The sequence below is a fragment of the Bacillus sp. GW821-FHT01G09 genome (assembly GCF_059422205.1).
The window spans coordinates 671388-698028 of record NZ_JBWKWL010000002.1 but is presented as its reverse complement, the minus strand read 5'-3'; the positions used below and the strand labels follow the sequence as shown (position 1 = coordinate 698028).

Annotated in this window: 24 protein-coding genes and 1 riboswitch; of the genes, 1 reads left to right on the top strand and 23 read right to left on the bottom strand. The window is 45.4% G+C overall.

What is annotated here, in order from left to right; genetic code table 11:
* The 8 genes from def to AC07VD_RS09010 form a co-directional block, all read right to left on the bottom strand.
* Positions 1–483, bottom strand: a complete 483-nt coding sequence (gene def, locus AC07VD_RS09045; protein WP_015383630.1) for a peptide deformylase — start codon at positions 481–483, stop codon at positions 1–3.
* 26 nt (positions 484–509) lie between these two features.
* Positions 510–2927 (bottom strand): primosomal protein N', encoded by a 2418-nt coding sequence (gene priA, locus AC07VD_RS09040; protein WP_024573069.1) that lies wholly within the window; start codon positions 2925–2927, stop codon positions 510–512.
* Entirely contained in the window at positions 2924–4144 is a 1221-nt protein-coding gene (gene coaBC / locus AC07VD_RS09035) for a bifunctional phosphopantothenoylcysteine decarboxylase/phosphopantothenate--cysteine ligase CoaBC (protein ID WP_151870247.1), read from the bottom strand. Before coaBC ends, priA begins: the two co-directional genes overlap by 4 nt.
* An 80-nt stretch (positions 4145–4224) precedes the next feature.
* Complete coding sequence (rpoZ, locus tag AC07VD_RS09030) at positions 4225–4428, bottom strand: DNA-directed RNA polymerase subunit omega (RefSeq protein ID WP_003221520.1); 204 nt, start codon at positions 4426–4428, stop codon at positions 4225–4227.
* A gap of 3 nt (positions 4429–4431) precedes the next feature.
* Positions 4432–5046, bottom strand: a complete 615-nt coding sequence (gmk, locus tag AC07VD_RS09025) for a guanylate kinase (RefSeq protein ID WP_003232083.1) — start codon at positions 5044–5046, stop codon at positions 4432–4434.
* Positions 5047–5053: 7 nt separating this feature from the next.
* On the bottom strand, positions 5054–5323 hold the full coding sequence (gene remA / locus AC07VD_RS09020; protein WP_003154355.1) for an extracellular matrix/biofilm regulator RemA: 270 nt from the start codon (positions 5321–5323) through the stop codon (positions 5054–5056).
* A 76-nt stretch (positions 5324–5399) separates the two neighbouring features.
* Entirely contained in the window at positions 5400–6275 is an 876-nt protein-coding gene (locus AC07VD_RS09015; protein WP_009967215.1) for a YicC/YloC family endoribonuclease, read from the bottom strand.
* Between the two features lie 82 nt (positions 6276–6357).
* Complete coding sequence (locus AC07VD_RS09010; RefSeq protein WP_014476772.1) at positions 6358–9030, bottom strand: calcium-translocating P-type ATPase, SERCA-type; 2673 nt, start codon at positions 9028–9030, stop codon at positions 6358–6360.
* 121 nt (positions 9031–9151) lie between these two features.
* Here AC07VD_RS09010 and rqcH point away from each other — a divergent pair, with 121 nt between their 5' ends.
* The gene (gene rqcH / locus AC07VD_RS09005) at positions 9152–10864 is read left to right on the top strand and encodes an Rqc2 family fibronectin-binding protein (RefSeq protein ID WP_212129458.1); all 1713 of its coding nucleotides are present in this window, start codon (positions 9152–9154) and stop codon (positions 10862–10864) included.
* 39 nt (positions 10865–10903) lie between these two features.
* Here the strand turns inward: rqcH and sirC are convergent, their stop codons facing one another.
* From sirC to AC07VD_RS08930, 15 genes are all read right to left on the bottom strand, one after another.
* Complete coding sequence (gene sirC / locus AC07VD_RS09000) at positions 10904–11392, bottom strand: precorrin-2 dehydrogenase (protein ID WP_494721703.1); 489 nt, start codon at positions 11390–11392, stop codon at positions 10904–10906.
* Positions 11373–12158 (bottom strand): sirohydrochlorin chelatase, encoded by a 786-nt coding sequence (sirB, locus tag AC07VD_RS08995; protein ID WP_041337938.1) that lies wholly within the window; start codon positions 12156–12158, stop codon positions 11373–11375. The genes sirC and sirB overlap by 20 nt, the downstream gene beginning before the upstream one ends.
* Positions 12159–12160: 2 nt before the next feature.
* Positions 12161–12934, bottom strand: a complete 774-nt coding sequence (gene cobA, locus AC07VD_RS08990; RefSeq protein ID WP_029946173.1) for a uroporphyrinogen-III C-methyltransferase — start codon at positions 12932–12934, stop codon at positions 12161–12163.
* A 98-nt stretch (positions 12935–13032) separates the two neighbouring features.
* Positions 13033–13626 (bottom strand): adenylyl-sulfate kinase, encoded by a 594-nt coding sequence (gene cysC, locus AC07VD_RS08985; RefSeq protein ID WP_015252120.1) that lies wholly within the window; start codon positions 13624–13626, stop codon positions 13033–13035.
* Positions 13627–13638: 12 nt separating this feature from the next.
* Positions 13639–14787 (bottom strand): sulfate adenylyltransferase, encoded by a 1149-nt coding sequence (gene sat, locus AC07VD_RS08980; protein ID WP_014479751.1) that lies wholly within the window; start codon positions 14785–14787, stop codon positions 13639–13641.
* Positions 14788–14835: 48 nt separating this feature from the next.
* Positions 14836–15900, bottom strand: a complete 1065-nt coding sequence (gene cysP / locus AC07VD_RS08975; RefSeq protein WP_494721702.1) for a sulfate permease — start codon at positions 15898–15900, stop codon at positions 14836–14838.
* An 11-nt stretch (positions 15901–15911) separates the two neighbouring features.
* On the bottom strand, positions 15912–16613 hold the full coding sequence (locus tag AC07VD_RS08970) for a phosphoadenylyl-sulfate reductase (protein WP_042975738.1): 702 nt from the start codon (positions 16611–16613) through the stop codon (positions 15912–15914).
* A 161-nt stretch (positions 16614–16774) separates the two neighbouring features.
* A riboswitch (SAM riboswitch) is annotated at positions 16775–16880 on the bottom strand.
* A gap of 144 nt (positions 16881–17024) precedes the next feature.
* Complete coding sequence (gene pyrE / locus AC07VD_RS08965; RefSeq protein ID WP_284690837.1) at positions 17025–17657, bottom strand: orotate phosphoribosyltransferase; 633 nt, start codon at positions 17655–17657, stop codon at positions 17025–17027.
* The gene (gene pyrF / locus AC07VD_RS08960) at positions 17654–18373 is read right to left on the bottom strand and encodes an orotidine-5'-phosphate decarboxylase (RefSeq protein ID WP_003232107.1); all 720 of its coding nucleotides are present in this window, start codon (positions 18371–18373) and stop codon (positions 17654–17656) included. Before pyrF ends, pyrE begins: the two co-directional genes overlap by 4 nt.
* The gene (locus AC07VD_RS08955) at positions 18342–19277 is read right to left on the bottom strand and encodes a dihydroorotate dehydrogenase (protein WP_029317780.1); all 936 of its coding nucleotides are present in this window, start codon (positions 19275–19277) and stop codon (positions 18342–18344) included. The genes pyrF and AC07VD_RS08955 overlap by 32 nt, the downstream gene beginning before the upstream one ends.
* Positions 19277–20047, bottom strand: coding sequence for a dihydroorotate oxidase B electron transfer subunit (gene pyrK, locus AC07VD_RS08950; protein WP_124059838.1), 771 nt, complete (start codon positions 20045–20047; stop codon positions 19277–19279). Before pyrK ends, AC07VD_RS08955 begins: the two co-directional genes overlap by 1 nt.
* Positions 20044–23259, bottom strand: coding sequence for a carbamoyl-phosphate synthase (glutamine-hydrolyzing) large subunit (gene carB, locus AC07VD_RS08945; RefSeq protein WP_494721701.1), 3216 nt, complete (start codon positions 23257–23259; stop codon positions 20044–20046). Before carB ends, pyrK begins: the two co-directional genes overlap by 4 nt.
* Positions 23244–24338 carry a carbamoyl phosphate synthase small subunit gene (locus AC07VD_RS08940; RefSeq protein WP_212129464.1) on the bottom strand — a complete coding sequence of 365 codons (1095 nt, stop codon included), beginning with the start codon at positions 24336–24338 and terminating at the stop codon, positions 23244–23246. Before AC07VD_RS08940 ends, carB begins: the two co-directional genes overlap by 16 nt.
* Positions 24335–25621 carry a dihydroorotase gene (pyrC, locus tag AC07VD_RS08935; RefSeq protein ID WP_120028074.1) on the bottom strand — a complete coding sequence of 429 codons (1287 nt, stop codon included), beginning with the start codon at positions 25619–25621 and terminating at the stop codon, positions 24335–24337. Before pyrC ends, AC07VD_RS08940 begins: the two co-directional genes overlap by 4 nt.
* The gene (locus tag AC07VD_RS08930; RefSeq protein WP_014479744.1) at positions 25605–26519 is read right to left on the bottom strand and encodes an aspartate carbamoyltransferase catalytic subunit; all 915 of its coding nucleotides are present in this window, start codon (positions 26517–26519) and stop codon (positions 25605–25607) included. The genes pyrC and AC07VD_RS08930 overlap by 17 nt, the downstream gene beginning before the upstream one ends.
* Between the last annotated feature and the right edge of the window lie 122 nt (positions 26520–26641).

Here is a 26641-nt window from a genome sequence, read left to right as displayed (position 1 = left end):
TCATCCTTCCATATCCGCTAGTTCATCTTCTGTATAGTATTTACTTATTTTAGATGTAAACAACACACCGTCTAAGTGGTCCATTTCATGCTGCACGGCTCTTGCTAAAAAGCCTCGCGCTTCCAGAATGAACGGTTTTCCCTGACGGTTAAACGCACGCACTTTGACATAATCGGCACGTGTGACATCACCATAGACGCCAGGAAAGCTCAAGCATCCTTCAATTCCGGTTTGCTCGCCGCTTTTTTCTAAAATTTCAGGATTAACCAGATCAATTCTCCCTCTGTCATCCCCGATGTCTACAACGGCCGCTCTTTTTAAAATGCCGATTTGCGGCGCTGCCAGTCCGACACCATCCATTTCAAGCATGGTGTCGTACATATCATCAAGCAGCTTTTTTAGCTTTTTATCAAAAACAGTCACGGTTTCCGCAGGTGTTTCCAAAACCTCCGCAGGATGTGTGACGACCTTTTTTACTGCCAATTTGTTACCCTCCAAGACGTGAGATCTTACATCATCATATAAGGATTCATATCAATTGAAATCATTACATGTTTTTGTTCAATTTCGCGTTTATAATGTTCCAGTATCTTCTTCAATAGAGCGGATAACTGGGTTTCCTGTTTGTATTTTATCACGCATTGATAGCGATATCTATCTTTGATCCTGGCTATCGGCGACGCGCTTGGTCCGAGAATTTTCGTGTCAGCTCCGCAGTTTGCTTTCAAAAAATGAGCGATTTTTTCAGCTGTAACCGCTGCTTTCGCCACTTCCTCATGAGAAACAGTCACAAGAGCCAAATAGTAGTATGGCGGATAGGATTGCTCTCTCCTGTGCGCCATTTCATGCTGATAGAACGTTTCATAATCGTGTGTTTTCGTCAGCTGGATACTGTAATGAGACGGTGTATACGTTTGAATGATGACATGGCCGGGCTTTTCATGCCTGCCTGCCCGGCCGCTGACTTGCGTTAACAGCTGAAATGTTTTTTCAGCCGATCTGAAATCAGGAATATGAAGTGTTGTATCAGCACTTAACACTCCGACAAGCGTGACATTCGGAAAATCAAGCCCTTTCGCGATCATTTGCGTTCCGAGAAGAATATCCGCTTTTCCTTCTCCGAAAGCTGACAGTAATTTTTCATGGGCGCCTTTCCGTGATGTCGTGTCAACATCCATCCGAATCACTCTCGCACTTGGCAGCACTTTTGTCAGCTCTTCCTCCACTCGCTGTGTTCCCGTTCCGAAAAAGCGGATATGCTCGCTTGCGCATTCAGGACAAGTGTGCGGAACAGGCTCTTCATGTCCGCAATAATGGCATTTCAGCCTTTGGCCGTAACGATGATACGTCATGGAAATGTCGCAGTGCGGGCATTGCGGGACATAGCCGCAATCCCTGCACATCACAAAGGAAGAATAGCCCCTCTTATTTAAAAACAGCACCGCCTGCTCACCCTTTGCAATCGTTTCTTCAAGCTTTTCCATCAATTCAACCGAAAACATCGAGCGATTGCCGTTTCTAAGCTCCTCTCTCATATCGACAAGCGAAACCTCGGGCATCACCCGATGGTTAACACGGTGCTTCAGTGAAAGAAGCTCGTATACGCCCTTTTGCGCTCTTGCATATGATTCTAATGTCGGCGTAGCACTCCCTAATACAACCGGGCAGCTGTGATGCTCAGCCCGCTTGATTGCCACCTCTTTCGCATGATAGCGCGGCATTTCTTCCTGTTTATAGGAAGACTCGTGTTCTTCATCGATGATTATCATTCCGAGATTTTCAAACGGAGCAAAAATGGCGGATCTGGCACCGACGACAAGCCGTACTTCCTTCCGGTGGATTTTACGCCACTCGTCATATTTTTCTCCTGTGGATAAACCGCTGTGCATGACTGCCACCTGGGAGCCGAAGCGGCCCTTGAAGCGGTTGACCATTTGCGGCGTCAGCGATATTTCGGGTACGAGGACGATGGCTTCTTTTCCTTTCGCCAGTACTTTTTCAATTGATTGCAGATAAATTTCCGTTTTTCCGCTTCCTGTCACGCCGTGAAGGAGGAACACTTTATGCTCATCGCTGTCCAATGTCTCGCGTATGGGCTCGAAGGCAGCCCTCTGTTCGTCTGTCAGCGGCAGGGGCTCTGTTTTTTTGAACATTTTGTCCTGATAGGGATCTCTATAAACCTCTTCATAGCTTTCCTTCAAAAGCCCTTTTTGGATAAGGGTTTTGATGGTTGCAGAGCTCGTGTCCGTTTTTTTGCACAATTGCGCCGCAGGAATTTTCACACCTTCCGGCTCAGAGATGAGAAAGTGAAGAATCGCCTGCTGTTTTGCTGCTTGGCGGGACAATCCCTCAGCCTGCTTAGCAAGCTCTTCTTTACTCGCATTTGCCTGAATATGCCTGACCATTTTTTTATTGGTTTTTTGCGCGACTTTATACGTCACGTCAATGTCCCCTTTTTGAACATGCCTTTGAATCAGTTTCAGCGTATCATGATCGGGTATATCTGAATACAGCAGCGTCTTTGTTTCAGAAAACAGCCGTTCCACTTGCGGCGGAAGATCGGCGCCGTGTGCAATTTTTAATTCTTTTTCATATTTCGCCTTTAAGGCGGCAGGCAGCATTGCTTGAAGCGCCGTTATTTTAAAAGACAGCGTTTTGTCTGACAGCCATGATGACAGATCCATAAGCTCTTCTGTCAGAACAGGTGTAAGATCTAATAAATCCTCTACTTCCTTGACAGATTTCCCCGATAGGTCAGATGTTTCTTTGACTGCTGTCACAAACCCTTGAATCTTACGGGGGCCAAATGGAACAATGACCCGCATCCCCGTTTTGATCATGCCCTTGAGATGGTCTGGGATTTTATAATCAAAAGGCCTGTCTATATTTTTGGTGCTGACATCAACGATGACTTCTGCAAAATTCATGAGCGCTCTCCGGTTTGTTTTGAGAGGGCTGCGATCTCCTGAAGGATTTCAAAAGAAACATCGAGCTTAGACATGATCGGGAGTTCGCGTTTATGCCCGTCTTTGAAAAAGATTGTCACGATATTCGTATCAGCACCAAAACCGGCCCCATTTGCTTTCACATCATTTGCCACAATCAAATCAAGGTTTTTAGCGGCGAGCTTTTTACGTGCATAGTGTTCAATGTCTTGTGTTTCGGCGGCAAATCCGACCAAAATCTGCTCTTTCTTTTTCTCGCCCAATTCTTTCAAAATATCGACTGTTCTTTTCAGTTCTAAGGTCATGCCGCCGTCTTGTTTTTTCATTTTATGGTCAAATACTGTTTTCGGCGTAAAATCGGCTACCGCAGCTGTTTTAATGACTATATCGCTTGCGTCATACACAGAGAGCACAGCTTCGCGCATATCCGCAGCCGATTGAACAGGGATAAACTCAGCAAGGCCTTTAGGCTGATCAAGTGAAACAGGCCCAGAAATTAAGGTTACCCGTGCGCCGAGCTGAACAGCAGCCTCCGCTAATGCGTAGCCCATTTTGCCCGTCGATTTATTGGTAAAAAACCGGACAGGATCAACCGCTTCCCGCGTTGGGCCGGCTGTAATGACCACATGCTTGCCTTCTAAAGGAGCGGATGTTTCTTTAGCAAAATGTTTTTCGGCCAGCTTTACGATGTTTTCCGGCTCTTCCAATCTGCCTTTTCCTACGTAACCGCATGCTAAATAGCCCTCACTTGGCTCAATAAAACGATAACCGTCCTGATAAAGAACAGAAATGTTTCGTTTGACTGCCGGGTGGTCATACATATGAACGTTCATTGCCGGCGCGATCCAAACGGGAGCCGTTGCTGCCAACAATGTTGTCGTCAGCATATCATCAGCGATGCCGTTTGCCAGTTTTCCAATCACATTAGCCGTAGCCGGCGCTACGATAATCAAGTCGGCCCAGTCTGCGGCATCAATATGAGAAATAACGCTTGGATTTTGTTCTTTAAATGTATCTGTATAGACTTCGTGGCGGCTCAATGCCTGAAATGTCAGCGGTGAAACGAATCGGCAAGCGGATTCAGTCATAATCACTTTGACATTTGCTCCTGCCTGAACCAGCTTGCTCGTTAACGCACAGGCTTTATAAACAGCGATGCCTCCGCTCACGCAAAGTAACACATTTCGATTGTTTAGCAATGAATTCTCCCCCTCTGCACTTTACAAAACCGCACGGAAAAAAATAACAACCTACATGATATAGGTTGCTACTTGTGCTACTATTCGCGGTCTTCCTTTTCAAACGAAAGCAGGCCTGCATCAATTTCTTCTAAAGCTTTGCCTACATATTTGTGTGAAATCGTATGTTCAATCATTTGGTCTTTTTTGATTTGCATTTCACGGGCGCGTCTCGCAGAAACAGTCACGAGCGTATATTTTGAATCTAATTTATTCATTAAAGAATCAATTGACGGATCTAACATTGATTATTCAACCTCCAGCATTTTCTTATATCTTGGTGCAACGCGTTCACGCTTCAAATGTTCAGCAAGAACGATTGCTTTGATTTTATCGCAAGCCGTTTCGACATTATCGTTTTCAACGACATAGTCATAAGCATCCATCATTTCGATCTCAGCTTTTGCAGCTTTCATTCGATTTTCAATCAGAGCGTCTGTTTCTGTGCCTCGTGTCACGATTCTGTTTTTCAGTTCAGAAAGGCTTGGAGGCGCAAGGAAAATAAACAGGCCTTCCGGGAAAGCATTTCTCACTTGAAGAGCCCCTTGAACTTCAATTTCTAAAAAGACGTCTTTTCCATCTTGAAGCGTCTGTTCAACATAATCGACTGGCGTGCCGTAATAATTGCCGACATACTCTGCCCATTCAAGCAGCTTGTTGTCCGCAATCATTTGCTCGAATTCGTCTCTTGTTTTGAAAAAATAATCGACTCCGTTCACTTCGCCCTCTCTTGGACTTCTTGTGGTTACTGAAATCGAATATTCAAATTTTGTGTCTTCCTGCGAAAAGATCGCTTGTCGAACCGTTCCTTTACCAACTCCTGAGGGACCTGAGAGAACGATTAATAACCCTCTTTCTTTCATGCGGCAATTACCCCTGCCCTTCATCCATAATTTCTTCTTTAACAGAAAGTCTGTGTGCAACTGTCTCAGGCTGGACGGCAGATAAGATAATGTGATCACTATCCATGACGACAACTGCACGGGTTCTTCGTCCGTATGTAGCGTCAATTAGCATTCCGCGGTCTCTTGCATCCTGAATCATCCGTTTGATTGGCGCAGACTCCGGGCTGACAATCGAAATCATCCGATTGGCGGAGATGATATTGCCAAATCCGATATTAATCAGTTTAATCGTCATCTTCTACGTTCCCCCTGTAAAATAGACGTCTCTAGTTTAGCCTAGTAAGACCGTCTGTAAACAATACGCACAGTCACTATTCTATATTTTGCACTTGTTCTTTTATTTTTTCAATAGAACTTTTCATTTCAACGACAAGCTTTGTGATCTGATGATCATTTGCTTTTGAGCCGATCGTATTTGCTTCCCGATTGAGCTCCTGAACAAGAAAGTCGAGTTTGCGCCCGACAGCTCCGCCACTAGCTAATATATCACGAAACTGGGCGAAGTGGCTCTTCAGTCTTGTAATCTCTTCAGTGATATCAGAGCGGTCTGCAAAAATAGCGCATTCTGTTACAAGCCGGCTCTCGTCTAATACGTCTTCAGTCCATTCTTTGATTCTGGCGTACAGCCGTTCCCGGTAACGAGATACGACATCTGCAGCCAGCAATTCAGTTTCTCTCACCAGCTCTTCAAGCTGATCAATATGCATCAGGCAGTCTTTCGCTAAGAGCAGCCCCTCTTTTTCACGCATTTCACAGAGACCTTTTACCGCTTCTTCTGCAGCATCGATGATCAACGCCTCCAGCTTGTCATTTTGCGTCTGTTCTTCATGAACCTGGACGACATGATCAAGCTTAAAGAAATCCATTACATCGGGCTCTGCAGACAATTGATACCGCTTCTTCATATCTCTCGCGGCTGCGACAAACTCATCGAGCAGCGGCCAATCAATTTCAAGCCTTTTCTCAACAAGCATATCGCTGTCAACGGATACGAAAAGCTCAATTCTTCCGCGCTGAATATGCTGCAGAATGGTCTGTTTCAGCTTATCTTCAAAATATAGCAAAGGCCTTGGCAAACGAGCGTTCACTTCTTTAAATCTGTAGTTCACAGATTTAAGTTCAACGCTTACAGAGAGATCGTCTTGTGTTTTGCTTGCACTGCCGAAGCCTGTCATACTTCGTATCATTTTAAAACACCCAATTCTTCCCTGTTCTCATAATAAAAGGGCAATAGACACGCTATTACCCCTAAGATTATATCATATGAATTTATTTTTTTCTTGTTAAAAGTGACCCCGCCAGCAAAAAAGTAGGGATGGCGGACATACCGATGACGAGCATCCAGTCCCCCGGCGTGATGGCTACAGTATGGAAAATCGGCTGAAGCGGCGGATAGTAGATTACTACAAGCATCAGCAAAATGGATGACAATACCGCGCCGATTAAATACAGGTTTTGAAACGGATTTCTAGAGAAAACAGAAGTTTCGCTGCGGCAGTCAAACACGTGAATAAGCTGAGCGAGCACCAATGTGGCAAACGCGATCGTCTGGGCATAAGCCAAGTTTTCCGGATTGCGGTGGTACACAATGATAAACGCTAAAATAGTGGCAACTCCGATTAAAAATCCTCTGGAAACGACCTTCCATCCTAGCTTGCGGGCAAATACCCCTTCTTTCGGATGACGGGGCTTGCGCTTCATGACGTCTCCTTCCGGCTGATCCATGCCGAGCGCCATTGCCGGCAATCCGTCCGTCACCAAGTTGACCCACAAAATCTGAATCGGAACCAGCGGTAAAGGAAGGGCAAGCAGCATCGCAAACAGCATGACAAGGATTTCTCCGACGTTAGACGCCAACAGGTATCTGATAAACTTCCTGATATTTTCGTAGATGTTCCTGCCTTCTTTTATCGCTGATTTAATCGTCGCAAAATTATCATCTACGAGAACAAGAGATGATGCTTCTTTGGCCACATCTGTCCCGGTAATACCCATAGAGACGCCGATATCAGCTTGTTTAATGGCAGGAGCATCATTGACGCCGTCTCCCGTCATCGCCACAATATGCCCGTTCTCCTGATAGGCTTTTACGATTTTTAGTTTATGTTCAGGGGAAACGCGGGCAAATACATATACATCCTCCACCACATGAGAAAGCTCTTCTTGAGAAAGTTCATTCAGCATCTTGCCGTCCATGATTTTGCCGCTTTTCGGAAGGAGGCGCAAGTCTTTCGCTATCGCTTTAGCGGTTTCTACATGATCACCTGTTATCATAACGGTCTTAATTCCTGCTTCACGGCATTCTTTTATCGCCTGTCTGACTTCCGGCCGCGGGGGATCAATGATACCTGAAAGGCCAAGCATGGTCAGATCTTTTTCCGCCTGTTCCATTGACGGTGTTTCGCCTGCTTTTATTGGCCTGTAGGCGACCGCTATCGTTCTGAGCGCCTGTGATGCCAAATGTCTTAATACCGCCTCTGTTTCTGCTTTTCTTTCATTTGAAAAAAGAGCCGCTGAGCCGTCATAATAAATACGGGAAGATCGCTGCATCAGTACATCCGGTGCACCTTTTGTAATGATATAACGCTTTCTGTCTTGATCCTCTACGATGACAGTCATCATTTTCCGTGCAGAATCAAACGGAAATTCTTCGATCACCCGGTAGTTTGATTCAACAAACTCCTTTGAAAAACCGCCTTTTCTTGCCGCGGTGAGCAGCGCTCCCTCTGTCGGATCTCCGTCAAGCACATATTCGCCGTCTCTTTTCTCAATATTGGAGTTGTTACAAAGCGCTCCGAACAGAAGCATCTGCTGAAGCGGCTTATGTTCATTGACACTGATCTCTTTTTCGTTTAGTGTGAAGCTTCCTTTCGGTTCATAGCCGGCCCCTGCCACTCTCCATGTTTTCCCTCCGGACCAGACATGCGTCACTGTCATTTTGTTTTGGGTCATTGTCCCTGTTTTATCTGAGCAAATGATAGACGCACACCCAAGCGTTTCAACAGCAGGAAGCTTTCTAACAATGGATTTTTGTTTAATCATCCTCTGTACACCAAGCGAAAGCGCCACTGTCACAATCGCCGGCAGCCCCTCCGGAATAGCGGCTACCGCTAACGAGACACCTGCTAAAAACATACTGTATAGATCATGACCCTGAATAACACCGACAGCAACGACAAGTACGGTCAGAAGCAATGCAACAACAATCAAAATCTTCCCGAGCTGCTCCAGTCTTCTTTGCAGCGGGGTTGACAATGTCCCTGCCGATTCAAGCATGTCGGCAATTTTCCCCATAGCCGTATTCATTCCTGTCCCGACGACAACCCCGACACCGCTGCCGCGGGTCACAATCGTTCCCATAAATGCCATATTGGTAATATCGCCAAGTGAAACATCAGGTTTTTTCAATTTATCAGCATGCTTCACAACCGGGATTGATTCCCCGGTCAGCGCTGATTCTTCTATTTCAAGGCTTCTCGCTTCAACAATTCGAACGTCTGCGCCAATTCTGTCCCCGCTCGTAAATTTCACAATATCCCCCGGCACAAGTTCCTTAGAAGGAATCTTTGTCCAGCTTCCTTCCCTGAGTGCCATGACATGCGGTGTTGAAAGCTCTTTTAAAGCCTGAAGAGATTGCTCAGCACGCCTTTCTTGAAAGAAACCGAGTATGCCATTCACAAACACAATCGCAATAATCGCAACCGCATCTACATATTCACCAAGAAATCCTGAGATTAACGTTGCCGCCAGAAGCACAAGCACCATAAAATCTTTGAACTGCGCGAAAAACAAGAGAAGCGCTGAAGTTTTTTTCCCTTCTTGCAGCTCGTTTGGTCCATGCTTGTCAAGACGTTTTTTTACCTCTTTTTCAGTTAATCCTTGTTTCATGGACGTATTGGTTGCCTCTAGTAAATCTGTTTGTCCCATTTCATGAAACTTCATTCCGCTCGTCCACTCCCCTGCTCTCTTATAGAGATATCACTCTATAAGCATGCTTATTCTGACTCGTCCCATTTCATGCTATAATTATCGAATGCAGGAAGAATGAGAGGGTGTATTGCATATGTCGTTTGATGGCATGTTTACATACGGAATGACACACGAACTTAACGAGAAAATAATGGGCGGACGAATTACAAAAGTCCATCAGCCATATAAGCACGATGTGATTTTCCACATCCGTGCCAAGGGAAAAAACCAAAAACTATTATTATCGGCACATCCGAGCTATTCACGGGTGCATATCACGGCACAAGCTTATGAAAATCCAAGCGAACCGCCAATGTTTTGCATGTTGCTGAGAAAGCATATCGAAGGCGGATTCATTGAGAAAATTGAACAAGCGGACTTAGACCGCATTATGATTTTTCATATCAAAAGCCGAAACGAAATTGGCGATGAAACCGTACGAAAGCTTTATGTAGAAATTATGGGCCGCCACAGCAATATCATTTTGACTGACGCAGCAGAAAATGTGATTATCGACGGACTTAAGCATTTATCACCGTCAATGAACAGCTACCGTACAGTACTGCCCGGCCAAGATTATAAGCTTCCGCCTGCTCAGGACAAAATATCGCCTCTTGAGGTGTCAGAAGATGATATTTTGCGTCACCTCAGCTTTCAAGAAGGAAGGCTTGATAAACAAATTGTCGACCACTTTTCAGGCGTGTCTCCGCTTTTCGCCAAAGAAGCAGTTCACAGAGCAGGCCTTGCCAACAAAGTCACACTGCCAAAAGCGTTGCTGGCACTGTTTGCCGAAGTGAAAGAGCACCGTTTCATTCCCAACATTACGACTGTAAACGGAAAGGAATATTTTTATCTGCTGGAGCTGACTCATCTAAAGGGCGAAGCGCGCCGTTTTGATTCATTAAGCGAACTGCTCGACCGTTTTTATTTCGGAAAAGCTGAACGAGACCGGGTCAAACAGCAGGCTCAGGATCTTGAGCGTTTTGTTGTGAACGAACGGAAGAAGAATGCCAACAAAATTAAAAAATTAGAGAAAACCTTGGAGTATTCGGAAAACGCGAAGGAATTTCAGCTTTACGGGGAGCTTTTAACCGCTAATTTATATATGCTGAAAAAAGGTGATAAACAGGCTGAGGTCATCAATTATTATGATGAAGAAAGCCCGACAATCACGATTCCTTTAAACCCGAACAAAACGCCTTCTGAAAACGCACAGGCCTATTTCACGAAGTATCAGAAAGCGAAAAATTCGGTCGCAGTTGTCGAGGAGCAAATCAGGCTGGCACAGGAAGAGATCGAATATTTTGATCAGCTGATTCAGCAGCTTTCGTCCGCTTCTCCCCGGGATATCAGCGAAATCAGGGAAGAGCTTGTAGAGGGCAAATATTTACGCCCTAAGCAGCAAAAAGGCCAGAAAAAGCAAAAACCGCACAATCCGGTGTTAGAAACATATGAATCCACCTCAGGGCTGACAATTTTAGTGGGTAAGAACAATCGTCAAAATGAATATTTAACGACAAGAGTGGCGGCCAGAGACGATATCTGGCTTCACACGAAGGACATTCCAGGCTCCCACGTTGTGATCAGAAGCAGCGAACCGGATGAGCAAACAATCATGGAAGCCGCGACAATTGCAGCTTATTTTTCAAAAGCTAAAGATTCAAGTTCAGTGCCTGTAGATTATACAAAAATCAGACATGTCAAAAAACCAAACGGCGCGAAACCCGGTTTCGTCACCTATGACAGCCAGCATACCGTCTTTGTCACGCCTGATGCTGATACTGTCATCAAGCTCAAAAAAAGCTGAGCCGCATAAAGAAAAGCCAGAGCATTTGTATGCTCTGGCTTATTTCTTTCTTCTCACCTGATAAAGCCTGTTCACTTCAGCAATAAAATCGCCGTCAATCAGCTTATCCACGTTTTCAGCAAGCTCTTTCGTGTGCTTTGGACTGGCTCCGCTTGTAGAAACAGACACAGTGACATGCCCTCTTTTTACGATTTTCGGCATATATACATTGCCAAGCTCAGCGTCACTGACACAATTGACAAGCTGAAAAGGCGAAGCGGATTGGGCAATTTCTTTGTTCACTGCCGCATTATCCGTCGCGGCAATAATTAAGAAAGCATTGAGATAATCTTCTTTTTCAATTGTCCGTTTTTCCCATTTGATACATCGCTCTTCTGCCATTTGCTTGATTTCCGGTTCAACATCCGGACTGACGAGCGTTATATCAGCTCCCTCAGAAATCACCGTTTTCAGCCTTCTGAGAGCGATGCTTCCGCCCCCCGCAATGACAACATTCTTCTTTTCCAGGCTAATGTGCAGCGGAAGCATATGAACCTCCATCAAAATCAAATTGTCCCTCAGGATTTGCCGCAGTTTCTCTCACACGGTTCAAAAACGCGTTTTTTACATGAGGATGAAAACCGATATAGGAAGAGAGGTAGACGTTCGGATTATGAGCTTTTAATTTCTGAACCTCTCGTTCGATTTCATTCATCAGCATACCCGTAAAGAGCAAATATGGAACGATAAAGGTTGTTATGCCGTCATCTTTTTTAAGTTCTGAAAAAACCTCTTTGTAATTAGGGCCGCATGCTGTCAAAAAGCACGGAATGACTTCCTTGACTGGAATCATTTCCTGAAGAAGATTAGCAATACCGGTTACGTCTCTTTTGACATCTGGATCTGAACTTCCCCTTCCGATGAGTACCACTCTGGCATTTTCATATGGAACACCTATGTCTTTCATTCGGTGATATACAGCCTTGACTACTTCTTCGTCAATCCCGATCGGCTTTCCGTATGAAATGCGGACTGACGGATATCGAGATGCAGCACGGGCAATTTCTTCCGGAATATCATGTTTTGCATGCGCAGCTGTTAAAAGAAGCAGAGGCACCACTGCGATATGAGTGGCGCCTTGCTTCACACATGCTTCAAATCCTGTCTCAATTGTCGGCTCCTGAAGCTCTAAAAAGCTGATTTCTTGTACTGGCACAGAGATGTGGGCCTTGCATCCTTCCAAAAAGGCTGCGGCTTCTTGCTGCGCTTTTTTGACCCGGCTGCCGTGGCCGACATATAAAATTGCTTGTTTCATTTTTACAACGCCTCGCTTAAATCTTGTTTTTTCAGTTCAGATTCAAACCATTCCAGCTTATAGTGATAATTTACAACATTTCCAATGACAATTAAACTCGGATTTGTAATGTTTTCTTTTATCACCGTTTCTGAAAGGGTGTCAACTGTACAAAAAACAGATTTTTGCTTGTCCGTTGTTCCCCAATGAATAAAGGCTGCCGGCGTAGAACCGTCCCTGCCGTTTTCAAGGAGTTTTCTTTCAATCTGCTGCACGTTTTTGATACCCATATAGATGACAAGTGTATCAATTCCTGTAGCCAGCGCTTTCCACTTTTCCTCAAAATCTTCTTCTTTTTTATAATGACCCGTTACAAAAGCGACGTTAGAGCCCGCCTCCCGATGAGTAACAGGAATCCCGGCATAAGCGGCTGCCGCGATTCCAGACGTAATGCCGGGAATGATTTCAAACGGAATTCCATTTTCAGAGAGGCATTCCGCTTCTTCCCCTCCTCTGCCGAACACAAAAGGGTCTCCGCCTTTCAGTCTGACAACCATTTTCCCTTTTTGCGCATACTTCACAAGAAATCGATTGATGGTTTCCTGCTTCATCGTATGAAAATCCGGAAGCTTCCCGCAGTAGATCAGGTCTGCTTGCTCTTTGGCATATTGTAAAATCTCTTTATTTACTAATCTGTCATATAAGATGACATCAGCTTTTTCAATGGCTTTCAGCGCTTTAATTGTCAGCAGATCAGGGTCACCGGGACCCGCTCCTACAATATATACTTTCCCCATCGTATTTCCCCCGATCTATTCGAGTTCTTCCAGAGCATTCGCTGTGATGATGTTCTCGCTCGCATTCCGGCACCTGAGAAGAACGCAGCAGATCATATTCAGCTCAATTTTTGTTTAACAAACTCGATCAGCTGATTTTTACACGCTTCACGGTCATGTTGTCCTGAATCAAGAACGAGCTCTGGAGCTTCCGGTTCTTCATAAGGAGAATCAATTCCTGTAAAAAACGGAATCTCGCCGTTTCTTGCTTTTTTGTAAAGCCCTTTCGGATCTCTTTGTTCACAAATATCAAGGTCGCATTTAATGTAGACTTCATTAAATTCGCCCGCTTCCACAAGCTCGCGAACCTGTTGTCTGTCCTCGCGGAAAGGAGAGATAAAAGCAGTAATCACAATGGTTCCCTGCTGAACAAAAAGCTTTGCCACCTCTCCGATTCGGCGGATGTTTTCTTTTCGGTCTTCATCAGAAAAACCAAGATCCTTATTTAAGCCGTGACGGATATTATCCCCGTCCAGCACAATCACTTGGTAGCCTTGCTCAAACAATTCTCTCGCAGCGGCGTTGGCAATGGTTGATTTGCCTGAGCCGCTTAACCCTGTCAGCCAGAGAATGGAGCTTTTATGCTTGTTTTTTTGCTGGTACTCTTCTTTTGTGATAGAGGCTTCATGCCATACAATATCGCGATTTGTCACTGCCAGTCCTCCTTAAGATACGCCTACTTCTTCTTTTTTCTTCATCCCTTTGATTAACACTTCTACGACTTCTTTTCGACTGAATTCAGCAGGCGGCAGCACACCGTCTCTCAGCATACCTCTTACCTTAGTGCCTGATAAAATGACGTGATGCTCTCTGCCATGAGGGCATGTTTTCGCTGTTCCCATATTTCCGCATTTTTTACAGAAGAAGCTGTGCTCAAATTTCAGCGGCGTAATCCCGAGTTCTTCAGGTTTAAATGTGTCAAACAGCTCCTGTGCTTCGTATGTTCCGTAATAGTCACCTACACCTGCATGATCACGGCCGACGATGAAATGTGTGCAGCCGTAGTTCTTTCTGACAAGCGCGTGGAAAATTGCTTCTCTCGGGCCTGCATAACGCATCGCCGCTAAAAAGACACCAAGGAAAACGCGATCTTTCGGGTAATAATGATCAAGAAGCACTTGGTAGCTTTCCATCCGTACATCAGCTGGAATGTCATCAGATTTTGTTTCACCTACTAACGGATTCAAGAACAAGCCGTCTACTGTTTCAAGAGCCGTTTTTTGAATGTATTCATGCGCTCTGTGAACAGGGTTTCTTGTTTGGAAACCGACAATGGTTTCCCAGCCTTTTTCCGCAAACTGGCGTCTCGTTTCTAACGGTTCAAATGTAAATTCAGGGAACTGTTTTGAAGCTTTTTTAATCAACGTAATCGGCCCGCCGACATATGTATTGCCGCGGCTGAACAGCTTTTTAACACCAGGATGCTCCTGTTCATCTGTTTTGTACACATTGACAGCTTCTTTTTGTTTGTCAGGCACGTACAGGTCTTCGATTTGGATAACGCCGTATGTTTCTCCTTCATACGTTAACTTTACCGTTTCACCAAGTGACAGTTCCGCTGCTTTTTGCGCATCGACCGGAAGCGTGATTGGAAGAGACCAGACAACGCCGGAAGAAAGACGCATGTTTTCGACCACAGATACGTAATCTTTTTCATTAAAGAAACCTTCAATCGGGCTGTATGCACCGATACCGATCAATTCCAAATCCGCGAAAGAAATTAAATCAAGTTCAATTTCTTTTTGAATGCCGCTCACATCATATGATTCATCTACTCTGTTTACTAATGTTCCTCCGTGTGGTGCTAAGCTCATAATATCCATCTCCTCCTAGTTAACTTATAAAATTACTCAGATTAATGATCAGATTCCCCCGCCTTGTTCGTGGACTGAGCGTCTCTCTTTACGAATGGCCTTTGTCAGGCTGATGGCACCGCCCGCCGCTAAAAGCACACTTACCATGATAAAGATCGAATAATAATCTGCTTTTAAAAACAAGGATACAAGCAGATAAGAAATCGATAAAGATAAAAACGGCGATACGATCCATACCTTCAGCATCGTTTGAACAACTTGTTTATGGAACACGTTCGGACCGTTTTTTGCCATGCCTATTCCGATAATAGACGATGACGTGACTTGCGCCAAGGGCACCGGCATCCCAAATACAGAACTGATGATCACCAGTCCCGCTCCTGTACCGGATAAGAGAATGCCTTCCCCTTTGGAGAATCTCGTAATTTTCTTCCCGTTTGTTTCTAGCACTCGCCGGCCTAATAACAGTGCGCCAAGAGCAACAAAAGCTCCTCCATACAAGGTTCCTTTTCCGACATCAAGCACACCGGCAGCTACTAACGGGCCAACAGCATTCGCCACGTTATTCATGCCGGCAGAGAATGCTTCGAAAAATCCGGCAACTAACAAAACAATGCCGAGGATTTTTTGCTTTTTAGAAGATTTTACTTCAATCTTAAAATAACGAAACAGCTTAGATACGAAATAGGTGAAGCCGAAAGCAAACAGCGGGACAAAAACCCAAAATGACACAATGATCAGAAGATTGTTCACAAACAATACTTTATAAGCCACTCCCACGCCGACAACCGCGCCGACTGTTACTTCACTTGTCGACAAAGGAATGCCGAGCAGATTAGCAGTAAAGAGCGACAGGGCAGCAGCTCCAATAATGATGCAAACAATCGTCAGTGTAATCGTCTGCTCAGGAATAATGCCGGAGCTGATTGTTTTTACAACCTCGCCTCCGCCAATGACCGCCCCGGCAAAGACACCGACTGCGCATAGGGTCAAAGCGTAGGTTTTCTTTTTGATGGCTCCGGAGCCGTAAGCAACTCCCATCGAAGCTGCAGCGCCGCTTGCACCAATATTCATCGCGAAAAACAAGCTAAATAAAATAGCGGCTAATTCCATTTTGCAGCTCCTTATTCATGCAGTCCGCATTCTGTTTTCGCCATACCATTCCATCTGCCTGAGCGCAAATCCTCTGCCGTAAAAGCGGGAGCAGTGCAAGGCGCACAGCCAATACTTGGATATCCTTGGTCATGAAGCGGATTGTAGTCCAGTTCATTCCGGGATGTGTATCTCCAAATGTCTTTCCAAGTCCAATGGATAAGCGGGCAAACTTTTACTGACTTGAATTTTTCATCTTTGTTTAAGAAATTCGTATTGGCACGGCTTGGCCCTTGATCACGGCGCAGGCCGGAAAGCCAGGCTGGATGTCCTGAAAGCGTCTCTCTTAAAGGAACAACCTTTCTAAGATAGCAGCACTGATTCGGCTCTCTTTCCCACAGTTTGTCACCATGTTCTTCGGCTTGTTCCTCAAGGGTGAGATCTGGTTTTTTCAGGATGATATTAAGACCCGGATAACGCTCTTTCACTCGTTCAATTGTTTCATAGGTTTCTTTAAAATGAAGTCCTGTATCAAGAAACACAATCTCTGCGTCTTTTTTCACTTTATAAATTAAGTCAATCAGAACGATTCCCTCAATTCCGAAACTGCAAGCATAAACAAGCTGATCGCCGTAATGGCCGTATGCCCATTTTAAAACTGACAGCGCTCCTTTATAAGGATCGTCTTCCGGAAATGTAATCGTTGGTTCTTCCCAATTATCATACGTTAACATTTCTTCTTTCCTCCTTTCGGAGACAAACAAACAGTAGCTTTCTGCCGGTTGTCTTTTCCCATGTAATGTGATTCGCGGCTGCTGATATACAGATAGCCTTTTTACCTCTTAAAATAAAAAACTTTCAATCCGGCGGAAAGAAAGACAGGAACAGCATGTAGCCCTTATCTTTCAAAATGGAATTCATTTTGCTGGAAGTAGCACCTTACAAACTATGCAGGTTGCCGGGCTTCATAGGTCCAGTCCCTCAGCCGCTCTTGATAAGTTTTTAGATTTGTAGTAAATTTTAGCACAATTCTAACATAAGTCAACCCGACTTTTTTTATAGGATTAATAAAAAAACAGGCCTCACAGCCTGTTTTCAAGTACATCAAGGCTTTGAAGCCTCTTTACATCATTTGAATTTATTTTTTATTTTTTAAACCAATCTTTTGACTCGGGATTTCGTTTCCATGTTTGCAGCTTTTTTAGATCATCTGAATGAATATTTCCGTTTTCAAGCGCGACCTCTGTGAGCGTATCATAATCAGTTAATGAGTAGTATGGCAGTTCTGCCTTTGCGAAGGCTTCCTCCGCTTTAGGAAGTCCGTACGTAAAGATTGAGACGACACCAAGCACTTCACAGCCGGCCGCTTGTAAAGCTGCACAAGCTTCAAGCACACTGCCTCCTGTGGAAATTAAGTCTTCAATGACAACTGTTTTTTGCCCCTCTTGCACAGCTCCCTCAATCTGATTGCCTTTTCCGTGCGCCTTCGGCTTGCTCCTCACATAACACATCGGAAGATTCAAACGGTCAGCCGCAAGAGCAGCATGAGGAATACCGGCAGTTGCTGTTCCCCCAATCATTTCAGCTTCAGGAAAATGCTCTTTGACAAGCTTGCTGATACCTGAAGCAACATCGTTTCTGACCTCTGGGAAAGATAGCGTAAGGCGGTTGTCACAGTAGATCGGTGATAAAATGCCGCTTGCCCATGTGAACGGCTCGTTCGGGCGTAAAAATACAGCTTGGATGTCTAATAGATGTTTTGCGATGATTTGTTTCAAGATTTGATTCCCTCCCATTCAAGTCTGACAGCCTTATAGGCTTTTACCGGGTCTTCCGCTTTTGTAATCGAGCGTCCTACTACAATCGCTGATGAACCTTTCTCTCTTGCAATGGCAGGCGTCGCTACGCGGACTTGGTCATTCGCAGCGTCCTCTGACATTCTGATCCCCGGAGTGACAGTCAGAAATGAAGGCGACACCGCTTGGTAAATGGCTTTTGCTTCATGAACAGAGCACACCACTCCATCCAGTCCGCTTTCTTCCGCCTGTTTGCTGTAGTGCACAACCGTATCAATCAGAGACTTTTCGATCAGCAGTTCATCTTTCATGATTTGTTCAGATGTGCTTGTCAGCTGGGTTACCGCGATAAGTGACGGACGTTTTTTTCCAGCCGGCGTACCTTCTTCTAAGCCTTCGAGAGCTGCCTGCATCATTTTTTTGCCCCCGGCAGCATGAACATTGACGAGGTCTACTCCAAGACTGGCAAGGCGCTTCATCGCTTTGTTTACAGTAGTCGGGATGTCATGAAGCTTTAGATCTAAAAATAGCTCGCAGTTTCTTTCTTTTAGTTGTTTCACGATAGATGGCCCTTCTTGATAAAAAAGCTCCATCCCAACCTTTACAAATAACGGTTCTTGCTGAAAAGGCGCTAAGAACGCAAGTGTTTCTTCAGCTGACGCAAAATCAAGCGCGATGATGGGCAGGTTGTTTTTCATGATTCCAGCTCCTTCCGATGCATTCTTCAATTGATTGATAGCCGTATTGGAGCAAAACAGATGGGAGCTGTTCAATAATCTCTGGACATGCAAAAGGATTCACAAAGTTTGCTGTTCCGACAGCGACTGCGCTTGCTCCCGCGAGAAGAAATTCCAGGGCATCTTCAGCCGTTTGCACGCCTCCCATTCCGATAATCGGGATGTTGACCGCCTGGCTGACTTCATACACCATGCGAATGGCAACCGGCTTCACAGCAGGGCCTGAAAGTCCCCCTGTTTTATTCGCTAATATCGGTTTGCCGGTTTTTAAATCGAGTCTCATGCCGATTAGTGTGTTGATCATCGTAAGACCGTCCGCTCCCGCTTCCTCGATCGCTAAGGCAATTTCTGTGATATTAGCCACGTTCGGGGAAAGCTTCACATAAACGGGTACATCCGAAACCTCTTTCACCGCTTTTGTCAAATCGGCAGCCATTTCAGGATTCGTGCCAAAAGCGATTCCGCCTGTTTTCACATTCGGGCAGGAAATATTCAATTCAAGAGCATGAACATTAGGCGCTTTGCTGATATGCTCTGCGACTTCAACATAATCCTCGACTTGAGAACCTGCGACATTGGCAATGATCGGCGTATCAAACTGCTCAAGCCACGGCAGCTCATTATGCAACACGCTATCCAGCCCCGGATTTTGGAGACCGATCGCATTGAGCATTCCAGCACCAGTCTCAGCTACCCGCGGCGTCGGATTCCCGAAGCGCGGCTCCTTTGTCGTAGCCTTAATCATGATAGCTCCAAGACAAGACAAATCATAAAAACGTGAAAACTCTTTTCCAAACCCGAAGCAGCCTGATGCAGGAATGATTGGATTTTTCAAATCAAGTCCCGGCAATTTCACCTCTAGCATTACAGCGCCACCTCCTGAGCTTTAAATACAGGCCCGTCGAGACATACTTTTACATAGGATGTCTCACTTTCGTTTGTATGGCACACACACGCGAAGCATGCGCCGATTCCGCAGCCCATTCGTTCCTCCATGGACAGATATACTTCTTTATGGGCATATTCCTGTTTTAACGCCTTGAGCATCGGTGTCGGCCCGCAGCTGAGGAGGATATCAAACTCTAGATTTTTCCGTTTAATCACATCTGTGACAAATCCGGTTTCCCCGTAGCTTCCGTCAGCTGTTGCCACATACGTGTCTCCGTACTGCCTGCATTCTTCCTCGTAAAAAACATCCTTTGCCGATTGGAATCCTAAAACGTGGATGACATTAACCCCTTTTTCATTCAAGCGTTTCGACAGCTCTTGGAGAGGCGGCACACCTACTCCGCCTCCTACCAGCAAAGCCGTCTTTCCGGGTTGAACTTCATTAACAGGAAAGCCATTTCCCAAAGGCCCGAGGACATCCACAAGTTCTCCCTGCTGCTTCAGTGACAAGAGTCTTGTCCCTTCCCCATCTACCCGATAAATGATGGTGACTTCATTTTTTTCAAGGTTGACATCTGCGATGCTGATCGGCCTTCTCAAAAGAGGCGTAACCGCTTCGCTCACTTTAAGATGAAGGAACTGTCCCGGGGTTGTAAACCCTTGGACAAGCTCCCCTTTCAGAACCATTTGATACACCCGGTCTGCAATTTGCTGGTTAGAACATACTGTCAAATACGCTTTTTTCATATAGTGACTGCCGCCTCCTGATTTGTGTTGACTGCCGGCATTTGATCAGCACGGAATGTCATGCTTTCCAGCACTCGTAATATCGCCTCTGCCGTATCTAAAGATGTTAGGCAGGCAACACCATTTTCTACTGATTCACGTCTGATTCTAAAACCGTCTCTTGCCGGCTGCTTTCCTTTTGTCAGCGTATTGATGACAAACTGCGCTTCTCCGTTTCTGATGACGTCAAGCAAGTTCGGGCCATCCTGACCGATTTTTCCGACGACCTTCGCTGGAATGGAAGCTTCTTTCAGGTAGCCTGCCGTTCCTTCCGTCGCTAAAATGTTGTAGCCGATCGCGTGGAACCGCTTAGCAATGGCAAGCCCTTCTTCTTTGTCCTTATCAGCTACTGTTAAAAGCACGGAACCGTAGTTCGGGATTTGAATACCTGAAGCAATCAAGGCTTTGTAGAGCGCCTTTTCAAGTGTCGAATCTTTCCCCATGACTTCACCTGTTGATTTCATTTCAGGCCCTAACGTAATGTCCACTCTTCTCAGCTTGGCAAAGGAGAAGACCGGCGCTTTTACAAATACACCTTGCTGTTCAGGCTGAAGGCCCTCTGTATAGCCAAACGCAGCCAGCTTTTGACCAAGAATGATTTTTGTTGCGAGATTCGCCATTGGGATACCCGTAATTTTGCTTAAAAACGGTACGGTTCTGCTTGATCTCGGATTCACTTCTAGCACGTACACCTCACCTTGCGACAAGACGAATTGAATATTGAGCAAACCGACAATATTCAGCCCTTTAGCCAATGCGATCGTGTATTGTTCAATTTTTTTCTTAATGTCCTCTGTGAGAGACTGAGGCGGATAAACAGCGATTGAGTCTCCGGAGTGAACGCCCGCACGTTCAATGTGCTCCATAATTCCCGGAATGACGACTGTTTCACCGTCGGATACTGCATCGACTTCAATTTCTTTTCCAGTCAAGTATCTATCAATTAATACAGGGTGCTGCGGATTGATTTTGACTGCATTTTTCATGTAATGAAGCAGCTCCTCTTCATGGTACACAATCTCCATCGCCCGGCCGCCAAGTACATAGGAAGGACGCACCAGTACCGGATAACCGATATCACTCGCGATGCTTACCGCCTGATCAACTGATGTCGCTGTTTTGCCAAGCGGCTGAGGAACACCAAGTTCTCCAAGCGCTTGTTCAAATTTATCCCGGTCTTCCGCACGGTCTAAATCTTCTAATGAAGTTCCAAGGATTTTCACTCCGCGTGCAGAAAGCTCGTCAGCAAGGTTAATCGCAGTTTGTCCGCCAAATTGTACGACAACGCCCATTGGCTGTTCGAGGTCAATGATGTGCATAACATCTTCAATCGTAAGCGGTTCAAAATACAGCTTGTCTGAGATGCTGAAGTCTGTTGAAACGGTTTCCGGGTTGTTATTGACAATAATGGCTTCATAGCCTGCTTGTTTAATTGCCCATACAGAGTGAACCGTCGCATAGTCGAACTCGACACCCTGACCGATTCGAATCGGACCCGAACCAAGCACCATCACACTTTTCTTATCTGTAACGACAGATTCATTTTCTTCTTCATATGTGCTATAGAAGTATGGCGTTTCTGACTCAAATTCCGCCGCACATGTATCTACCATTTTGAATACCGGCGCAATCCCCGCTTGTTTTCTCAAGCTGTAAAGCTCAGATTCTTTCATTTTCCACTCGCGGCTGATGTACTGATCAGAGAAGCCGAGTTCTTTTGCCTGTCTCAGCACATCTGTATCGCCCGCATTCGCCTTCAATTCTTTTTCAAACTGTACGATTCCGAACAGCTTATGCAAGAAGAAGACATCGATAGCGGAAAATTCATGGAGGTCTTCTACCGTGTAGCCTCTTCTATACGCTTCAGCTAAGTAGAATAAGCGTTCATCACCGGCCTTTTTAATTCGCTTTTCAAGAAGCTCATCTGAAATGTCAGCGGCATCCTTCAATTCAAGATGATACACATCCGCTTCCAGTGATCGCACTGCCTTCAGCAATGACTCTTCAAGCGTGCGGCCGATCGCCATGACCTCACCTGTCGCTTTCATTTGCGTGCCAAGCTTTCTGTTTGCTGATTCAAACTTATCAAACGGCCAGCGCGGAATTTTGGATACGACATAGTCAAGAGCAGGTTCAAATGCTGCATATGTTTTTCCTGTCACCGGATTCATCATTTCATCTAATGAAAGTCCGACTGCAATTTTAGCAGCGAGCTTTGCAATCGGGTACCCCGTTGCTTTTGATGCAAGGGCAGATGAACGGCTGACACGCGGATTTACTTCAATAATGTAATATTGGAAGCTGTCTGGGTCTAAAGCGAGCTGCACGTTACATCCGCCTTCGATCCCAAGCGCGCGAATCAGTTTTAACGATACATTCCGCAAGAGCTGATATTCGCGATCGCTGAGCGTTTGGCTCGGCGCGACAACAATACTGTCTCCAGTATGGATTCCAACTGGATCAATGTTTTCCATGTTACAAACGACAATGGCGTGATCCTGGCTGTCTCTCATGACTTCATACTCGATTTCTTTATAGCCGGCGATGCTTTTTTCAAGCAGACATTGGTGTACCGGGCTTAATTTCAAGCCGTTCTCAACGATTTCTTTTAACTCTGTCTCATTCGAGCAGATGCCTCCGCCTGTTCCGCCTAATGTATATGCCGGGCGGACAATGACAGGGAATCCAATGTGACTGACGAATTTTTCCGCTTCTTCGAGGGAGTGAATAATCTCACTTTCAGGCACCGGTTCATTCAGTTCATTCATTAATGTTCTGAACAAGTCACGGTCTTCAGCTTGCTGAATCGCAGACAGTTTTGTGCCAAGCACTTCGACGCCGCATTCTGCCAGAACACCTCTTTCAGAAAGCTCAACCGCAAGATTCAAACCGGTTTGGCCTCCGAGTGTAGGAAGAATGGCATCTGGTCGCTCTTTTCTGATGATTCTTGTCAGGAATTCAGGTGTGAGCGGTTCGATATAAACCCGGTCAGCCATTTCTGTATCTGTCATGATCGTGGCAGGGTTTGAGTTGACAAGGATGACTTCATAACCTTCTTCTTTCAAAGCAAGACAGGCTTGTGTTCCCGCATAGTCAAATTCTGCTGCTTGGCCGATGATGATCGGTCCAGATCCGATTACTAAAATTTTGTTAATGTCTACGCGTTTTGGCATACCGCTTCCCCTTCTTTCTCTGTTGTTTCGATCAATTCGATGAATCTGTCAAATAGATGGTTGGCATCCTCAGGACCAGGTGAGGCTTCGGGATGATATTGAACCGTAAATGCCGGCAATGTTTTATGCTTCAGCCCTTCAATCGTATCGTCGTTAATTGCGATATGCGTCACTTCCAGTTCTGTTTTACTGATAGACGAAACTGTATATCCATGGTTTTGAGATGTTAAGGCAACTTTTCCTGTAGCCAGCTCTTTTACCGGGTGGTTTGAGCCCCTGTGGCCGAATTTCATTTTTTCAGTATTCGCCCCGCACGCCAGCGCGAATAATTGGTGGCCAAGACATATTCCGAATAATGGCACTTTTCCAAGAACACCTTTAATCATTTCAATCGCTTCAGGCACATCCTTCGGGTCTCCAGGTCCGTTAGAAAGCATGATACCGTCCGGTTTCAGCTGAAGCACCTCTTCCGCTGTAATGTTGTAAGGCACAACGATGACGTCACATTTCCGTTTGTTCAGCTCTCTTAGAATCCCGTGTTTCATGCCGAAGTCAACCAAGACGATGCGTTTGCCTCTTCCCGGGCTCGGATATGCTGTTTTTGCTGATACTTGGGATACTTGATTTCTTGGCAATTCCGTTTCGTTCAGTCTTTTCAGCACTGCTTCGATATCTTCATCAGATGAAGCGAATGTTCCTTTTAGCGCGCCTGCCGTGCGGATCATTCTTGTCAGCTTCCTTGTATCAATCCCCTGGAGTCCGGGAATGTTTTTCATTTTTAAATACTCGTCTAAGGTGTATGCTGAACGCCAGTTGGAAGGCAGCTCACATAATTCTTTGATGATCAGCCCTTTCACAAAAGGGGTAATGGATTCAAAATCATCACGGTTAATGCCGTAATTTCCGATAAGCGGGTATGTTAATGTTACGATCTGTCCGCAGTAAGAAGGGTCAGATAAAATTTCCTGATAGCCTGTCATCCCAGTATTAAAAACGACTTCTCCCATGTTGTGTTCTAAGCTTCCGAAGGCTTCTCCCTCGAATACCGCTCCGTTTTCCAGTACTAATCGTCTCTTCATTTGACAAGTCTCCCCTCTTCATAAGCAAGCTTCCCTGCCGCAATTGTAGCGACCGGCCAGCCGGTGCAGCTGATGCCGTTGAATGGTGTATTTTTTCCTTTTGATAAAAATGTGTCTTTGTCTATAACTGCTTCTTTTTCTAAATCGATTAACGTAATGTCCGCAGCTTGCCCCGTTTGTAATGTTCCATATGGGAGACCGAACGCTTCGCATGGCTTGATTGTCATGTAGTCAATCAGCTGCTTCAGCGACCAGCTGCCATTTTTGACAAAGTGTGTGTAAAGAAGCGGAAATGCTGTTTCTAAGCCGACAATTCCGAATGGCGCCAGTTTCATTTCTGTGTTTTTCTCTTCTTCCGTATGCGGTGCATGGTCTGTTGCGATAAAATCAATTGTTCCGTCTAAAAGACCTTCAATTAAAGCAGCTCTGTCTTCTGCGCTGCGGAGCGGAGGATTCATTTTATAGTTTGTGTCCAGCCCCGGGATGTCCTCATCACAAAGCAGCAAATGATGCGGCGACACTTCTGCTGTCACTCTGATTCCCGCTTTTTTCGCATCGCGTACAACTCTGACAGATTCTTTCGTGCTGATATGGCATACATGATAATGGCAGTTTGCCGCCTCAGCCAGCAGCACATCGCGGGCAATATGAACTGATTCACACACAGAAGGTATGCCATTGAGCCCGTTCGCTTTGGAGAATGTCCCCTCATGTACGCTTCCTCCGTAAATTAAGGAATTGTCCTCGCAATGTGCAACAATCGCTTTGTCAATTGCGGCTGCCCGTTTCATCGCTTCATACATCATTCCTGCTGTCTGTATACCAACACCGTCATCTGTAAAAGCAAATGCCCCGGCTTCTTTTAACGCTTCAAAGTTTGTCATTTCATCGCCGATTTGTCTGATCGTAATGGATGCATATGGAAGAACTCTGACGCATGATGTTTCTTTAATTCTGTTTTGCACCCATTCCATCTGCTCCTTTGTATCAGGAACCGGCCGCGTATTCGGCATTGCTGCTACTGTAGTATAGCCGCCGCGTGCCGCCGCTTTGGCCCCGGTTTCAATAGTTTCTTTTTTCTCTCCGCCCGGCTCTCTGAAATGCACGTGGAGATCAACAAACCCAGGTGAAACGAGCAAACCTTTTGCATCAATTACCGTTTCATTATCCGTTGCATCAAGCTTGCCGATTGCGGTGATGGTTTCTCCAGTCACTCGGATATCCGCTTCTGTTTTTTCACCATTTTCGTTTAGTATCCAGCCGTTTTTAATGAGATATGACATACGCTGCTTCTCCTCTTTTCACATTGGTTTGTAAGGCACGCTGTATCACTGCCATTCTGATAAATACGCCATTTTGCATTTGCTTGAAGATTCTTGATTTTTCGCTTTCTACTAAGCTGTCATCAATCTCCACTCCTCTGTTTACCGGAGCAGGATGCATGATGATCGCATGCCGCTTCATACGCTCAGCCCGTTCTACGGTCAAGCCGTATTTGTTTAAATAGCCTTCCTGGCTGACAGCGGACTGATGTCGTTCATTTTGAATGCGCAGCAGCATGACGACATCGGAAGACTCAACTGCTTCATCCATTGAGACATACGTGCCGAATGTATTTTCTTCATCCTGCCATTCCGAAGGGCCGGAAAATAGGACCCGGGCACCCAATCTTGTCAACACTTCCGCATTTGACCTTGCCACTCTGCTATGCTTGATGTCGCCGTGAATGGAGACAGTAAGCCCTTTGAACGTATTGAACTCTTCATAAATCGTCATTAAATCAAGCAGTGATTGTGTTGGATGCTGGCCGCATCCGTCTCCCGCATTCAGAATCGGAATATTCACCTGGCTGACAAGCTCTTCATAATACTCATCCTCACTGTGCCTGATGACGCAGACGTCCACACCGATTGATTCGAGCGTCCGGATCGTGTCATATAAGGTTTCGCCTTTTTGCACGCTTGTGCTTGTTCCATCAAGGTTGAGCACATTCATGCCCAGCTTTTTTTCTGCGACCTCAAAGCTGAACCGCGTTCTCGTGCTCGGTTCGAAAAACAGGTTTGCGGCAAACTTTCCTGTAAGCTGATTGTCTGTTTTTCCGCTTTTGAGATCTTGTGCTTTTTGAAGCAAATCTTTGATTTCCTCAGTGCTGAGTTCACTCATCGTCGTTAAATGCTTCATGTTCTTTCCCCTCTCTTTTCAACTTAAGGCTGAAAAAAACCCCGGTCTAAGATAGACTCGGGGTATGGTTAAATAGAGGGCAGCATTGAAGCTTCCTTCTCTTCATAACCCTTCCAAGCCTC